A 15,456-nucleotide genomic window follows, 5' to 3' on the forward strand; every position below is an offset into this window, starting at 1 on the left:
CGCCGCACCCGTTTAGATAGGGTTGACGCCGACCTTGCCAAGATACGCCAGGGGCGCGGCATACCCGCACCCGAATGGAGGCAACCCCATGAAAGTCCGCCTGCTTTGGCTCCCCCTCGCCCTGGCTGCCTGCTCGCCTTCGCCGGCGCCGCCTGCGGCCCCCTCGCCCTCCGCCACGGCCACCCCAGCCCCGGGCGCTGCGGCGATCGACGCCAGCGTACTGCCCCAATACCACTGGCGACTCAGCGACGCCACGGACAGTGCGGGCAAACGCATCGATGCGCTGTTCATCCGCGCCGACAAACCCCTGTCGTTGGACTTCTCCGCCAACCGGCTCAATGTCGTCAACAGCTGCAACAGCATCACCGGCAGCTACAGCATCAGCGACGGACAGATCGAGATCGGCCAGATGGCGCACACCCTGATGGCCTGCCCTGATCCTGCCCTCGCCTCACTCGACGACGCCATCAGCCAGCGCCTGCAAGGCAAGTTGAAGGTGACCCTGCAGACCGGCGAAGCCTCGCCACGCCTGCAACTGGTCGCGGCCAACGGCGACACGCTGACCTTCGTCGGCGAACCGACCGCCGAGACGCGCTATGGCGGGCCGGGCGAAACCATCTTCCTCGAAGTGTCCGCGCAGACCGTGCCCTGCAGTCACCCGCTGATTCCCGACAAGCAGTGCCTCAACGTGCGCGAACGGCACTTCGACGAACACGGCCTGCAGACGGGCACGCCCGGCGAGTGGCAGCCGCTGAATCAGCCCATCGAGGGCTATACGCACGAGCCCGGCATCCGCAACGTGCTTCGGATCAAGCGCTTCGCGATCAAGAACCCGCCGGCGGACGCGCCCAACACCGCCTACGTGCTGGATATGGTGGTGGAGTCGGAAAAGGTCGCGCAGTAAGGCGCCACGTGTCGACTCGGAAGACTCCTGCCGGCCAAGCCGTCGGCTGTCCGCGGCCGGCCACGGCAGTCTGTTGTCACGTCCTGTCAGCAACGTCGGCCTGAAGAAGCGCCATGTTGCGCGGCTTACGGGCATGATGGGTGTCTGCCACTCCCCTCGGACCGGACATGTCCCCGCGCTCTTCCACTGCCCCGCTACTCCTGGCGATTGCCTGCCTCCTTGTAGCCATGGCTTCTTACCAATGCGGCGCTGCGTTGGCGAAACGGCTATTTCCGCTGGTGGGCGCGCAGGGAGCCACCGCATTCCGGCTTGGCCTGGCCGGCCTGATCATGGTGCTGGCGCGACGGCCGTGGCGCTCCACCCGCCCCAACGCCGACTGGCGTGTGCTGTGGGGCTACGGACTATCCCTAGGCGTGATGAACCTGGTGTTCTACATGGCGCTGCGCACCATCCCGCTCGGCATCGCGGTTGCGCTGGAGTTCACCGGCCCGCTGGCCATCGCCATCTTCCACTCACGGCGTGCGGTGGACTTCGTGTGGATTGCCCTTGCGGTGACCGGCCTGTTGCTGCTGCTTCCGCTGCGCGAGCAGGCCCATGCGCTCGATCCCGTTGGCGTGATGTTCGCGCTGGCCGCAGGCGTGGGCTGGGCGCTGTACATCCTGTTCGGACAGAAGGCCGGCGTCGCCTACGGCAGAGACGCCGTGACGCTGGGCATCCTCATCGGCGCGCTGGTGGCCGTTCCCACCGGCATCGCCCATGCCGGCTCCGCGCTCTTCTCCATTGCACTTCTTCCACTCGGCCTTGGCGTCGCCATCCTGAGTTCCGCACTTCCCTATTCATTGGAAATGATCGCGTTGACGCGACTTCCCGCCCGCACCTTCAGCGTGCTGCTGAGCCTTGAGCCTGCCGTTGCCGCATTGGCAGGCGCAGCCTTTCTCGGAGAACGCTTGAACCTGCAGCAATGGGTGGCGGTGGCCGCAATCATCGCCGCGTCCGGCGGCGTGGCGCTGAGCGTTCGCAAACCGGTGACGGGGCCGTTGGCGAACTGATTTCCGAGCGAAGAACCGGCGCTTCCTCCGTTGCGCTCGTGCGCTGCTCTGTGAGAACAGCGACCGGGAAAGTTACGCTTCCGGAATCGCCGCCTTGGCGCGCCAGAGGGCCGATGCAGTGGCACGTCAGTACGGTGTAGCGCGCGCCGGCCACGCAACTCCGCTCCGAATTTCGAACGCACATGGATCTCCGCCATGAACCTGCGCGTTTCATTCACTGGAAACTCCGGCAACGGAACGGTGTTCGACACTTCACACTTCGTGCACGGGCGAACAAGCCAGATGCCGAAATGAGTCGCACCCCTTGGCAGCACGGGGTGGAAATCACGCTAATTCGTAAACCACGCAAGCCTTTCGCCCACGACCGCCTTCGCGTCGGGCCTGTCACTGGAGTTGGCGAGAAAATACATCTGTCGGCACCGTAATCCATGGCGCTCCGGAACCTTACGATGGAAGCAGCCACCCCATCAGTTCAGCAAGGCGGCGCGCGAGCGTGGGGCGTCTGGTGCATAGCCGTAGCCTTCGTGAGCTACTACTTCAGCTTTCAGACTGGCTACTCCATCGTCAACGCCAACGTGCAAAAGGACGTGGGCCTTTCGGTTGCTCAGGTAGGCCATATTGCAGCGCTTTACACCTGGGTACTCGCTGCCTGCCAGTTCCTGAGCGGGCCACTGTTCGACCGCCTCGGCGCCAGAAGCGTGCTGCTGCCGGCCATGGTGCTTGTCACGCTTGGCGTCTTCACGTTCGCCAACGCCAACAGCTTCGGCATGCTACTTGTGGCGCAAGCCTGCGTCGCACTCGGCTCATGCACCGGGTTCGTCGGCGCCGGCTACATTGGCGGCACCTGGTTTGGCTGGCACAAGTTCAGCTTCATGTTCGGCCTCGTGCAGTTCGCCGCTTCTATGCTGGCCGTCTTCACCCAAAACCTCCTGACATTGGCTTTGTCCGTACTGCCATGGCGAACCTTGTTCAATGGCGCGGGCATGGGAGGAGTCGTCCTCCTTGGCATTGCGATGGTCTGGCTGCGCGATGCGAACACAGTGACCGTGCCTGCCGGACAGACCTTCGGCGCGCTACTTCTGAGCATTCCTCGCTCGCTCGCCAAGGTGGCCAAAGTACCTCACGTTTGGGCAGCCGCCGCCTTTGGCGCCTTGTGCTTTGGTGTCTTGCTGAGCCTTGGCGTGGTCTGGGGCCCGAAGCTCATGACGATCCGTGGGTTTGGCAGAGAGTCGGCCAACCTCGCCTCCTCCCTGCTATGGCTTGGACTGGCGGTGGGCAGCTTCACCATCCCCTGGATTTCGGACCGCGTGCAGCGACGCAAGCTCCCCGTCCTGATCGGCCTCGCCGTGCAAATGTTCGCGCTGGTTCTTCTGCTCTATGTCCCAACCAAAAGCAGCACATTCGACATGCTGCTCTGCTTCACCTTTGGCCTGGGCAATGCGGTCCACATGCTTGCCTTCAGCACCGCCGCCGATGTCGTTGCGCAGCAATACATCGGAACGTCCGCCGCCATGATCAACGGCATGTTCTCCATCATTGGCGGCGTGATGATCAGCAGGCCGGGCATGCGCGCCGGCCTGGGGCTTGAACAGGGGCTTACGCCCGCCACGCTGGAACTCGCCCAATTTGCGGGACGACCGCTCATGGCCGGCCTGTGCCTCGCGCTGATCATCGCTTTGATCATGCGCGAAACTTATCCCGCGAGGCGGCACTGAACTTCTTCATGGCCTGGAAGGCGATCTCGGATCAGGGGTGATTGGCTCACCAGACCCTCGGCATCAAAGCCTGCAATCTCACCGCGACGCGAACACAGCGACTTCCATGCCACATGAGACTCCGTAGCTGCAGACGTTCAAACTAACGAGCCCCCAGCTAGCTTTCGAGCGCCTTTACATTCGACTCTCGCCCAGCCCTTAGCGCGACAGTGGATCGACGCGACGTCTGGCAACTGCGTCGACCACCTCTTGCCCCTGCTGGGGCCTGGCTGGTTCGGCACGAACGACAGCCGGAATATTGGTCGGGTATTTCACGAGCAGCGCCTTGAAGCGTGGATCGTCACGCAGCGGATCCCATACGGGGTCGAGGCGGAGCATCTCGCTCGACAGGACCTCGCCAGCCGGCAGAGAAAGCACCTGCTCGATCAGGGCGATGGCCTGGTCGTTTTGGCCGACGCGCACATAGAGGTTGGCCTGGTGCTCGAGCATATCCACCCCGGTGAGGTCGTCCTGCGCCACCGGCATCAGGGCGATGGCACGCTCGCCTTCCGCCACGGCCTCGGATTTTCGCCCGAGTCCGGCATAGGCATATCCCAAGGCGAGATGCAGGTCCGCATCATCGGGGCGCTCGACGAGGGCGGTGCGAGCACGTGCCGCCACTTCGGCGTACGCATCAGTGGCCTTGGTGGTGTCGCCCGCCGCCTGCATGGCCCACGCCACGAACAGGCGTCGCGGCAAAACGATGTTGTCCGGATCGGACCAGTCCTGCGCCTTGTCGGCCTCGGCCACCTTGACGGCCCCGGCGTAATCGCGCGCCAACGAGCGCTCGAAATAGACGGCCGCAATGTTGGCAGAGTAGGCATCACTGCCCGGAGTGAGATCCGCAAGCAAGGTGCGCAGCGGGGCCGGATTGCCCTTCCACATGAGCATATTGAAAGCCTTGGCCATCCGCTCGCCGGAAGGATTCTCGCTCAACGCCATGGCGGCGGTATAAGCCTGGTCTGCATCTGCATAGCGACGCAAGCTCTGATAGGTCACTCCCAGCTGGTTGTACGCAAATTCGCTATGTGGATCGAGTACGGTGGCAGCGCGAAACTGCGCTACCGCCTCATCCCAGTGCCCCTGTCGCCGGGCAATCGCGGCGAGGAGGAGCTCCACTGTGGCGCTGTTGGGCAATGCCTGTCGCGCCAACTCCAACTGGGCCATGGCGCCAGCGTAGTCCCGATGTCCCCAGTAGTCGTACAACCCCAGCGCGTAGTGTCCCTGGCCAAGATTGGGCTGCAGCGCCAGGGACCGATCAGCGGCGGCCTTCGCTTCGGCCAGACGAGCGTTCGTGCGGTCGGGACCAAAGAAATAGATCTGCATATGGGCGCGCGCCATGGCGGCCGAGGCCAGCGCGAAGTTCGGATCCTTCGCCAGCGCCTGTTGATAGAGCGAAATCGCCAGCGGCAATTCGTTCGACGTCAAGGAGGAATCGTCATAGGCCCGGTTGGCATGCGCGCCCGCTTGCAGGTAAAGGTCGTACGCCTCGGCGTTCGACGTCGGCATTCTGTCCATGCGCGCAGTCTCGGCGGACGTCAGCCGCACCTTCAACGCCTCCGCCACGTTCTGCGCAACCTCACCTTCCACATTGAATACATTGTCCAGCGTGCGCGTATAGGCTTTCGCCCAGAGATGATCGCCGCTGCTCGCATCGATCAGCTGCACGTTGACCAGCACCTGATTGTCGACCCTCTGTACCGTGCCCTCCAGCAGGGTCGCCACACCCAATTGCCGCGCGATGGTTTTCACGTCTTCCGGATGGCTTGGGTACTTCTCTGTCGAGGTGCGGGAGATCACCTTGAGCCCACCGATACCCACCAACTGGGTCAGGATCATGTCCTGCATCCCGCTGGCGAAATAGGCGTTGTTCTTGTCGGTACTCAGGTTCTCGAACGGCAACACCGCGATGGATTTGAGATCGACCACCGCCGCCGTGTCGGCGGGGTGACGTGACACCTGACGCCAGCCGAGCAGGACTGCCCCCACCAGCAGCAAACCCATGACCACGGCAGCGACTCGCCGGTCGACCCGTCGGGCCTTTGCAGGTGGCAAGGCCGTTACCGGAGTCGCCGCCTTTGCAGCGGGAGACGCGCCGACATCGCTGATGAGCGTCGACACGGATGCTAGTTCCGTTTCCTCCAGTGCGCCATCGGCCACCAACTCCTCGCGCGACGCGGCGGCTCTCACTTCGGCATCGAGGCGAAAGCCGACGCCGTGCACGGTATGCAGATAGTGTGCCTCTTCGCCGCTCTCGCCGAGGGCGTGACGCAACAACGTGATGATGCGACTGAGCGAACCAGGCGTGACATGGCGATGCCCCCACACCACGTCAAGAATCTCATCACGACTGATGACGCGACCGGCGTCGCGCGCAAGCAGCACGAGCACCGCAAATGCCTTGCGCTCGAGCCCGACCTCCTCGCCTTCGACAAACAAGCGATGGCCCAGGGTGTCGATCTCCACGGCGCCGAATGCCATCCACGGAGCAGAGGCGGTCTCTGCAGGCATTTGCTCAACCTCCGTTACGGTTCCCGTTCCCGGTCGCCGTCACCCTACACCAAGTCTGTAGTGGGCCCCGGCATGCAACGCGTGTGGAATTTGTTATCGCCTGAACGGCCTTCCATCGCCACCTCAACGTAGTGCTGGCGCTTCCGACCTTAACGCTGGCTTGCGAGCATGGATAGTTTGCGCCATGAGTCGAACGCAAAACACCGGCCATTGGTCATGCAGCCAAAGCGAGCTGCACGCCGTCTCAAACACACTTCTGCACAGCCGTGGCTCAAGCTACCCTGAAACCTCTGGCGTGGAGACTTCCCCATGGCAAAGTTTGTCTTCGGGTTGAACATGTCCCTGGATGGCTACGTCGACCACCAGGCATTCGGGCCGCCTGATCCTTCGCTGTTTCGTCACTTCACGGAGCAAGTTCGCAACCAGTCGGGCATGCTCTACGGTCGCGGGATGTACGAGGTCATGCGTTACTGGGACGATGATTCTCCTGACTTGGACGCGGATGAGCGCGACTACGCGGCAGTGTGGCGGAGCCAACCGAAGTGGGTCGTATCACGCTCGCTGAAGTCGGTCGGACCGAACGCCACCCTTGTCACCGCTGACATCGAGACAGAAATACAGCGGCTGAAGGAAGAACTCACCGGGGAGATCGAAGTCGCCGGACCCGGCCTTGCGCAAGGCCTGACCGATCTTGGTCTCATTGATGAGTATCAGCTCTACGTCCACCCCGTCGTGCTTGGCCACGGAAAGCCGTTCTTCGCGGGCCCACATCCGCGGCTCCGCCTCGTCGCCAACGATGTGATTGCCGCTGGCGTAATCAGATTGACGTACGTACCTGCCTGATGGCGCGACGTGCGCGACGGACGACACCGGAGCACAAAGCCGGATGGGGTCGGAAACGGACACTACCAACGTGCCGCTACCGCCGTGTGTCAACCATGCCGCGCACGCATGGGACGCGACGACGACGCGTCGCCGACTTAACATCTGAGCGCCCCATTCCACCAACGCCGTTCCTTGCACCTAGAGGGCAAGTTCGACGCCACTCACGACGCTTCACTAGGGCGTTTTGTCGCAACAAGATTGTCGCAGTCATTGCTCGCACACAGTTTCTTGTATGGCCGGCGCGCTGACTCCCAACAGGTCTTCTGCGCGAAGCCGGCCGTTGTGCAATGAGGTGCAATAAATGACTGAGACAATTTCCTCGACCGTCACGATTTCACGCGAGCTGTTCGACGATGTGATATCGGCCCTGACGAATCTGCGATTTATCGGTGAATCGCTGGGCCACTTGCAGGGCAAGGAGGCCGAAGTTCTGCCGCACACGCAACATGCATCGGCCGTCATTATCGCCCTGTTCAAGGCAGCGGCTTGAACAGGTTCAACACCGATGGAATCGCGGGCGTTGTGCAACATCAAGGCCCCTTCAAGCCAAATGTGAGCACCCCGTGCAGTCGGGTGTGCCCAGTGTCGGTCGGATTCGCGTAGCTCACGACTGAGTTGCCATGGCGCTCATGTGGATGACGCTCCATCCGTGCCCGTCCAGATCAAAAAGCCGTGTGCATACATGAAGCTGAATTCTTCCGGCTTGTCGTAGATCGAGCCACCCGCGGCGATCGCCTTGGCAACGAGACCACCCACCTCCTCCGCACGTTGGCATTAGTTCAGACGTCGCCAGAGAAGTCATGACCGATTCACGCTGTCAATTCGGAAACTGTGGCTCCACCGTGAATTTGTGACTGCTCGCAAAACCACAGCCCCAAATTCATATCGGATTGCACTACATATGCGCATGCTAGTTGCACGACTTCCTGCGAAATGCAGAAGGAGTTCACCATGAAGAAGCGCATACTTCCCCTGTTGGTTGGACTTTCAGTTTGCGGCATCGCCTTCGCGCAGAATATGCCAAGCGCCGCGCCATCGGTGGCCAGCGCCACGCAAACCCTCCCCACGATTACGACGTGGACGTCTACTCCGCCATCTGGTGCATTGAGTGAGGACGCCATCAAGACGTCGATAGCGAACGCCGGTTACAAGGAAGTGAAGAACCTGGAGTTCAAGGAAGGCGTGTGGCGCACGGAGGCCCGCGGCGGCAACAAGCGTTGGGTCAAACTTGCGGTTGGCCCTGTCAGCGGCAAGGTCTATCCAGCCGATGCACCGTCCAAACTCAATCAGGACGAGGTCAATGCCAAACTGGCCACGGTCGGCTACGTCAACATCAAGCATGTGAAGTTCGATAACGGCCTGTGGGGCGCGGACGCAAGGAATACGCGTGGCGACCACGTCGCCCTGTTGGTCGACCCGACCGATGGCAGCGTGGTAGCCAGGTCGCACGATTGACGCTCTCGGAGATGGCCAATCAATGGACCAACCTTGGCCATGAGAAGTGACCTTCATCGGCGTCGAACCTGACCATCTCCGCCCTGCACAATCACTGCCTACGAAAGAGCCGGCATACCAGGGCGGAACAGTCTCTCGATCCAGGCTGCCTGATAGGGGGACGAAGCCCTTGCCGCGTTGGGCATGGGCTTTCGTCCCGGCAGGTGCGATGCGATCAAGAACATCACGAGACGCAAAAGCCCCCTCTAAAAACTGATAACCTCATGGCTCGCTCGGCAGCTGTGTGCCGCTGCGTCCTAGAAGCAGGCATGCGCCGAAGATGTCCTCGACACACACGCTGCGCAGGCGCCCGCCATACCTATCCGGAGAGTGGTGGCGAGAAGCGCGGCCGCACGCTTTTCTAGCGTGTTGTTGAGGCCGGCGAGCCCTGATTCCGATCACCCCGCATGCCCGGCGGCCATAAGCGCCATTCGGGCCCCGCCTTCGCATCCTCTCGCCCTACCTCATAAAGCTTGAGCATTTCCTCTGGATTGAACTCGAGAGACTCGGGAAGCGGCGTTCCCTCGGCAATGGTGACCCAGTGAAAGCCCGCGTTGTCCCGGCGGGCGAAAGCGAATTCCCGAAAAAGATCACCGACGATGCCAGACCAACCGGCGACCTCGATCGAACGAAGCGCAATGCCACGCAGTGATCGCTCAGTTGCACTCGGCTCAACGGTCAGCTTGCCGTTGTGGACAATAAAGATGTCTTCGCGCCCACGCCCATCACCATGGCGACTGTAGATTTCAGACGGGCTGAAGATGCTGCCAAGCACGAAGACGTTGGCGATCACGAACCCGTCCACATGCATTTCATCGTACGTCTGGCCATTGGCTTCGACCTGAAAGAGCACAGGCGGAAACGCAATCGGAACGGATGCCGAGGCGAGCATGACACGCCGAAAAAGTTCCAGGGCAGCCTGATTCTGGTACGTGGCGATCAGGCCCATGTTCCAGACGACAAACCTTCGGTTGTCCAGGTTCACGGTTCCCATGTACAACCGCCTGCCATGGCGATGCGCTTCGGCGATCTTTGCAAGCAAAGGCGCATCGATGGTGTTTCTGATCAGCTCCTCGAGAGGTGTCGTTTGCGCCAGCGACTCCCTGCGCAAAAGCGCCGTCAAGACTGAGATGGGCTTGAAGATCTCCCTTGACGTGGTCTGCGTATAGAAGCGACGCAGCCGCTCATCATATTGGGGCCCCAGAAATGCAAACGGAGCCATCAGGGCGCCGGTAGAAACGCCGGTCACAATCTTGAACGTCGGTCGGCGCCCCGTCTCTGTCCAACCTTCCAGAAATCCGGCGCCAAAGGCGCCAACGGCTCCGCCACCTGAAAGCGCAAGATGCGGGTAACGAATGGCTCCATCCGCGTCCTTGGGAAAATCGGCGTCGGACTGCTGTGTCATGGACAGTTCGAAATCCCTCTCCATGGCGGCGTTGGGCGCGCCTGCCAGCGCGCGAACGTCCGGCATGCCACGAATGCTTGCCTCCGACATCAGTTCGGGCGGCAGGGGGTGCCGCGGCAATACTGCGCACGCGCTGACGCTGCAAGCGATGGTTATCACGGCAAGCCAATGCACAAGGGTCTTGGTCAAGGGCATGACCATCGCACCGACCCGGCGACTGGCGCCTTCGCCTCGGTTGCCGGGGGGCATGACATCGTTGGGCAGGAAGCGCCCATGGCGTACCCCACCGTGGCTGGCGGCTAACCGGGAGACTGTCGCGCCTCACGCGTCTTTCACACGTGAACGCGAATCGCTTTCCATCTGTTGCAGACCATGGTTTGCCATGCTCTGACGGAAAGTGCGTCCACTTCGAGCAGGAAGCGAGAACGTCACTCGCTTTACCTGCCAAGAACTTCAGTCATCCAGCGAACGAATGACCCGCGCAGGATTTCCTCCCACGAAGCTGTCCGGAGGAACATCCCGGGTGACGACGGCGCCCGCAGCGACGACCGAGTTTTCACCCACCGTCACCCCGCCGATGAGCGTGGCGCCCGCTGCAATCCAGACGTTTCGCTCGATGACGATGCGCTTGCCGATGGTGACGGATCGGCGCTGTGAAGGATCCAGAGGATGGCCGGTCGTGATGATATTCACGTTCGGCCCGATTATCACATCGTCTGCGATGTGGAGGCCGCCGAGATCGTAGAAGGTGCAGTTCTGATTGATGAAGACATTCCGCCCCACGCGAATCTCTTCACCACCGGCGGTATAGAACGGCGGGATCAACATGAAACTGGCGTCGACCGGCTGGCCGATGAGCTGACTGAACAAGGCACGGACTTCGTCAGCATCGTCAAACGTCAGCCGGTTGAGCGCCGCGGTGATCCGCCCTGCCCGCCTGACATTGGCTACCATCCTCGCCGATTCCGGCGTTTTTCCGTGGATGATCCTGGCGCCATCGTCAGCTGTCATGTGGTTTGTCCGTCTTCATGCCTGCCAAAGGCCTGGAATGTTTCCACCACCTCGCGTTCGGCCCGGAACCCGACATGGTTTCAGTTCGACTTGGGTACGCGAGCGACGATGGATGGTGTACAGGCGAGATGCAAGCCATGGGGCGAAGCCGGAGAAGACTTCGCCCATTCACCGCAGCGACTCAGTTGTCGTCGCCGCTCAGCAGCGAGCCAACGATGCCACCGATCAGGCCACCGCCAACCGCAGCTCGCCCGCCACCACCCTCGTTGCTTGGCAGGTATTCCGCAACCTGGTGCGCCAGCCGCGAGATGGGTAGGGTCTGCAGCCAGACCGTCCCGGGGCCGGTCAACGCTGCCAGAAAAATGCCATCGCCGCCGAAGATGGCGTTCTTGATGCCGGGCACCGTAGTGATCTGGAAGCTGACCGACGCCTGGAAGGCGCCGACGTGCCCCGGATGGACACGCAAGGTTTCACCGGGAGCCAGGTCCTTCCGGATCAGTTCTCCGGACAGTTCCAGCCATGCCGTGCCCGTACCGCCCACCTTTTGCAGCACAAAGCCATCACCGCCGAAGATGCCGGCGCCCAGCGACTGCTGAAATCCCACGCCGATCGTTACTTGCGACGTGGCGCAAAGGAAGCCGTGCCGATGCACAAGGTATTCATTACCCGGGCTCACCTGCACCGGCACGATGTGACCCGGCACCTTGGTGGCGAAAGCCACTTCGCCAGGCGTCTGCCAGGCGCGGTACTCGGTCATGAACAAGCTGCCGCCGGCGACCACCCGCTTGAACATCCCCATCAAGCCCCCGCCGCCACCCATCTGGGTATGCGTGGTCATCTGGATCGACGAAGTCATCCACGAAAGCTCGCCGCTCTCGGCGAAGACGCTTTCATTGGGTTCGAGCCGTACTTCCAGCACGGGCATCACCGTGCCCTGTATGCGCGTCTGCATGTGGTGTTCTCTGGATGGTGGATGGTTGCTGGCGAGTCATTGAAAGAACGATTCCGCCTCGTGTCGAAGGCGGTCATTACAAGTTTGCCTGAGCTCGGAGCCGATGTCCGCGTTGGCCCGGAAGCGGACATCGCCTTTCATCAAAATTCGCTCGCGGCTAACGCGTTGTGCCCGCCATCGGCACATCAGATTCATCAACCCGATGAAACCGCCCGCTTCCGCCCCAGGCGAAGTGGTGATCCGGGTTGTCGGCGGGAAGATCGAGGTTGTTGACTGCCCGAACCCAGTACACGACCAGGGTATTTGGTGAATCGTGGACAAGAGTGTAGGTCGACGATTCCACCCATAAGCCATCCTTATCGTGCCCCGTGGTCGTGGCCGTGACCACAGCCTGCGCCCCGTTTTGCACCAAATCGAATTGGCCGGGCTTCACCTCCCTCCAATCAAAATCCGGGTTGTGAAGTGTTCCGACCTCTCCGGTGAACACATGGGCGCCGTTCGCGTCGATGACGAACCTGACGTTGATGGTGTGGCCTGCACCGTTGGCAAAACGTGGCGCGTCAAATAATTCGATTCGGCCTTCCCATACTCCTGGGAATTGGAACATGGGATCAGAAGCCAAATGATCCCTTGATGCTTTTGGATCGGCCTGGCCAGTCGCGTCCGGATGCGCTTTGCTCTTTCCGAAAAACGACGATATGTCGAAGTAGACGTCGCGGCGCGCTCCATTGGGTTGACGCACCTCGATCACGTCGAACAGGCCGGCATCCGCCTTCAAGGTCTGCGACAAGACTTTTGCGCCGGGCATATTCGCAGCAAGCCACGCGTATTCCTGCGCAACGCCATCCCTCTCATCGCCGGCCTTGATGACAATGGCGGATTGCACAGATCCGCCCATGTCGCTGGATAAGGACGTACTGGACAAACCCGACACTCGCGATGACGTGGACTGACATCCCGTTAGCGCAAGCATCAACGCAGCCATGGCAATGACGCGATGAATCATGCCTCCAGCCCCCCGTGCCGATGACAGTATTGTTTGCCATGAGCTCGATCAAGACGATGGCCGCTTCGTGTCGGAAGCGGACCCTCCCAAAATATCGCCCAGGCCCCACAGCTCGCCCACAAGCCCCATGAAGGTATTCCGGGTGTGCCGGCATTGGGCTTCCACCTGGCCGGAACCCGCATCATTTTGTCCCGCGGCTTGTTATGACATGGGTTGGCCTATCGGGCCACCAGACTTCGTGCCGAGATCGAAACAGTGTCTGCCAGCAGGGTGGCTCCAGCGAAGCACATTGCCTCCCAACGACCGCCCATCGGACTCAGATGCAGCATCGAATTTGGCGCATAGCCGATAAGTTTCGCTCCCGGTCGCCGCGTACTCAAACGACGTTCCGGTCACCGGATCGCTGGTCATTGGGTGTGCAAGGTTAATCGCGTCGAGGTCGGCTGGCAGGGACTTATGCTGCGACCAGTACGCGTTAACCTGCATGGAAATAAGACTCAAATCAGTCACCCTGCGCGAATCCAGTTGCAGCGCCCGTTGGTGCATGGGCGAACCGAGCACGCCCATTCCCGCGACAACGGCCGCGGCCATGCCCGTGGATGCTGCAATTGCAAGCAGTCGCACTCCGTGGCGGGGCTTCATGCGACACGCTCGTCGGCGCGCAGGTCCCACAGGTAGTAGCCAAAGACCGTGCATGCGATCACGGCGGCAACGAAAACCTTGAGCGTGAAGCGAACAGTAATCTCCCCGCCGAGTACTCCATCCACCAACGTGATCAGGTCGCAGATGAGAACCACGGCGGCTGCGAAGAGGGTCAGATAGGTCAGCCACCGGCGGACTGCCGATTGCCGCTTCACTGGTTGTCGGCTCACTTCTCCGCGAATCCGTGCGGTGAGCCAAAGAAAAACCGGGAACGCGATGAGGATGGAGGCAACGGACCAGCGGATGCTTCGCGCCACACCATTGTTGTAGGGAGAGGCCGCGTCCGGAAAGCTGCGGTTGATCAACTCGAACAGCAAGCTTCCAAAGTGATAAACGCTCAGGTAGAGCGTTGTAAACAGCACAAGATATATAAACGCATCTCTTGCCGACACGTAGGGCCGCGGCCGGGGTACCGGGACGGCAAAATCCACATCTGCGAAGTTCGATAACGCGCCACGCACCTGCTCTGGCGTCCAGCCAGCGTCCATCAGTGCCTTATCGATGCTCTGCCGTGAGCATCCACGCATAAGCGAATTCCGTACGAACTGCTCCAAATCCTGTGTGCTGCTGGCCATACCTTCCCCTGTTGGTGATCAAGCACGACGAAGTTGAAGATGCCTAATGATCCTGGCTATGCGCAGTTTAATGTGTGGCGGATGTCTGCCTTGCGCGGTGTCTGGTTTGGGGCAGAGGCTGACCTTTCGTTACGCCCCGCTTGCGGCAAGATAGCCTGAGAATGCCGGACCAACTTCAGCATTCTTCCAACCTCGTTTCTACCCCAAAATTTATTGTGGTAACGAAACTGGCAACCATTGGCCATAGGCACAAAAAAGCCCCTTATTTCAGGGGCTTATTTGCATCTATGGCGGAGAGAGTGGGATTCGAACCCACGGTAGGCTTACACCTACGGCAGTTTTCAAGGCAAATGTGCCTAAAAATCGACAGCCTTTTTGAAACAATAAGTTACCGCTGAGTAACCCATTAACCTTCTGATTGACGGAGAAAAAGTTGTTTCACCATGTATCGTCACCGCTGACTGACATTCAATTCACCTGATTGACCGGTGATTGACGGAAACTTATAGATCGGCACCCTCAAAAGAACTGATGGATTAAACTCTTTTTTGAGAAGCCGATCCTCGGCGCTAGTAGGTGCCCTTGAAGTCTGTCTCGCGGAGCTCAGTGAACCATGCGAGCAGTTCGCTCTTTATATATCGCACCGAACGCCCTCGCTTCCGATACGGGGGCCGATCCCCATGAATCTCTGTTTCTCAAACCAGGACTCACTCATCTTTGTAAGCGCCGAGGCCTGGCGAGTCGTAAGGACCTCTTCCTCAACTTGCACAGCTGTGACTACCATCGACCCATGCCCGACGGGCTCTGCTGGCGATGCCTTGCGGGTCGGCATCCGACGGGGACGACGCCCAATACCTGTCATGGCAAGTACGTGCCTATAGGCCGTGGACTATAGGCTACAATGCCACGAAATTCGCGGCGTGACCACCAAGCCGCTACCCGACATAGGATCCGTTTTTGGCGAAGTTCTAACTCGCCATCGGACCAATGCTGGGATCAGCCAAGAGGAACTCGCTCTGCGGGCTGACGTGGACAGGACCTTCGTATCCAGGCTTGAGCGCGGCATTAGGCAGCCCACGATCACCACTTTGTTCGCGATAGCTCAAGCGCTTGATGTGCAAGCAGCAGACCTAGTTCGCGAAACCGAGCACTTGCTTCGCCGCAAATCACCAGCGAAAAAAAACAGTCCGTGATCTGAGCAACCACCG

At 60.7% G+C, this 15,456-nt stretch carries 14 protein-coding genes; 7 read left to right on the forward strand and 7 right to left on the reverse strand.

All coding sequences use genetic code 11. From position 1 onward, the window contains the following. Positions 1–88 precede the first annotated feature (88 nt). From DVT68_RS16910 to DVT68_RS16920, 3 genes are all read left to right on the forward strand, one after another. Positions 89–904 (forward strand): META and DUF4377 domain-containing protein, encoded by an 816-nt coding sequence (locus DVT68_RS16910; protein WP_114826275.1) that lies wholly within the window; start codon positions 89–91, stop codon positions 902–904. A 167-nt stretch (positions 905–1,071) separates the two neighbouring features. After that, the gene (rhtA, locus tag DVT68_RS16915; RefSeq protein WP_114826277.1) at positions 1,072–1,953 is read left to right on the forward strand and encodes a threonine/homoserine exporter RhtA; all 882 of its coding nucleotides are present in this window, start codon (positions 1,072–1,074) and stop codon (positions 1,951–1,953) included. A gap of 449 nt (positions 1,954–2,402) precedes the next feature. After that, positions 2,403–3,668: an MFS transporter gene (locus tag DVT68_RS16920; protein WP_158543528.1), complete on the forward strand. Its 1,266-nt coding sequence runs from the start codon at positions 2,403–2,405 to the stop codon at positions 3,666–3,668. Positions 3,669–3,866: 198 nt separating this feature from the next. Here DVT68_RS16920 and DVT68_RS16925 read toward each other — a convergent pair whose 3' ends face one another. Beyond that, positions 3,867–6,218 (reverse strand): winged helix-turn-helix domain-containing protein, encoded by a 2,352-nt coding sequence (locus tag DVT68_RS16925; protein ID WP_114826279.1) that lies wholly within the window; start codon positions 6,216–6,218, stop codon positions 3,867–3,869. Between the two features lie 309 nt (positions 6,219–6,527). Here DVT68_RS16925 and DVT68_RS16930 point away from each other — a divergent pair, with 309 nt between their 5' ends. The 3 genes from DVT68_RS16930 to DVT68_RS16940 all read left to right on the forward strand — a co-directional run bounded on the left by DVT68_RS16930 (position 6,528) and on the right by DVT68_RS16940 (position 8,558). Continuing rightward, a complete protein-coding gene (locus DVT68_RS16930; protein ID WP_114826280.1) occupies positions 6,528–7,061 on the forward strand; it encodes a dihydrofolate reductase family protein in 534 nt (177 codons plus the stop codon). 343 nt (positions 7,062–7,404) lie between these two features. Next, positions 7,405–7,593: a hypothetical protein gene (locus DVT68_RS16935; RefSeq protein WP_114826282.1), complete on the forward strand. Its 189-nt coding sequence runs from the start codon at positions 7,405–7,407 to the stop codon at positions 7,591–7,593. 461 nt (positions 7,594–8,054) lie between these two features. Continuing rightward, positions 8,055–8,558 carry a PepSY domain-containing protein gene (locus DVT68_RS16940; protein ID WP_114826464.1) on the forward strand — a complete coding sequence of 168 codons (504 nt, stop codon included), beginning with the start codon at positions 8,055–8,057 and terminating at the stop codon, positions 8,556–8,558. A 400-nt stretch (positions 8,559–8,958) separates the two neighbouring features. Here the strand turns inward: DVT68_RS16940 and DVT68_RS16945 are convergent, their stop codons facing one another. From DVT68_RS16945 to DVT68_RS16970, 6 genes are all read right to left on the reverse strand, one after another. Further along, complete coding sequence (locus tag DVT68_RS16945) at positions 8,959–10,191, reverse strand: patatin-like phospholipase family protein (protein WP_199536112.1); 1,233 nt, start codon at positions 10,189–10,191, stop codon at positions 8,959–8,961. Positions 10,192–10,455: 264 nt separating this feature from the next. Continuing rightward, positions 10,456–11,013: a sugar O-acetyltransferase gene (locus DVT68_RS16950; protein ID WP_114826283.1), complete on the reverse strand. Its 558-nt coding sequence runs from the start codon at positions 11,011–11,013 to the stop codon at positions 10,456–10,458. A gap of 181 nt (positions 11,014–11,194) precedes the next feature. Further along, complete coding sequence (locus DVT68_RS16955; protein ID WP_114826285.1) at positions 11,195–11,965, reverse strand: TIGR00266 family protein; 771 nt, start codon at positions 11,963–11,965, stop codon at positions 11,195–11,197. Positions 11,966–12,122: 157 nt separating this feature from the next. Beyond that, the gene (locus DVT68_RS16960) at positions 12,123–12,971 is read right to left on the reverse strand and encodes a hypothetical protein (protein ID WP_114826287.1); all 849 of its coding nucleotides are present in this window, start codon (positions 12,969–12,971) and stop codon (positions 12,123–12,125) included. Between the two features lie 201 nt (positions 12,972–13,172). Further along, positions 13,173–13,613, reverse strand: coding sequence for a hypothetical protein (locus tag DVT68_RS16965; RefSeq protein WP_147281761.1), 441 nt, complete (start codon positions 13,611–13,613; stop codon positions 13,173–13,175). After that, the gene (locus DVT68_RS16970; RefSeq protein ID WP_114826290.1) at positions 13,610–14,248 is read right to left on the reverse strand and encodes a DUF5671 domain-containing protein; all 639 of its coding nucleotides are present in this window, start codon (positions 14,246–14,248) and stop codon (positions 13,610–13,612) included. Before DVT68_RS16970 ends, DVT68_RS16965 begins: the two co-directional genes overlap by 4 nt. 920 nt (positions 14,249–15,168) lie before the next feature. On the opposite strand from DVT68_RS16970, the gene DVT68_RS20890 reads away from it, so the two are divergent. After that, the gene (locus DVT68_RS20890; RefSeq protein WP_199536114.1) at positions 15,169–15,441 is read left to right on the forward strand and encodes a helix-turn-helix domain-containing protein; all 273 of its coding nucleotides are present in this window, start codon (positions 15,169–15,171) and stop codon (positions 15,439–15,441) included. Positions 15,442–15,456: the final 15 nt, after the last annotated feature.

Origin of the sequence: Dyella solisilvae, assembly GCF_003351225.1 — a bacterium.
GTDB lineage: Bacteria > Pseudomonadota > Gammaproteobacteria > Xanthomonadales > Rhodanobacteraceae > Dyella > Dyella solisilvae.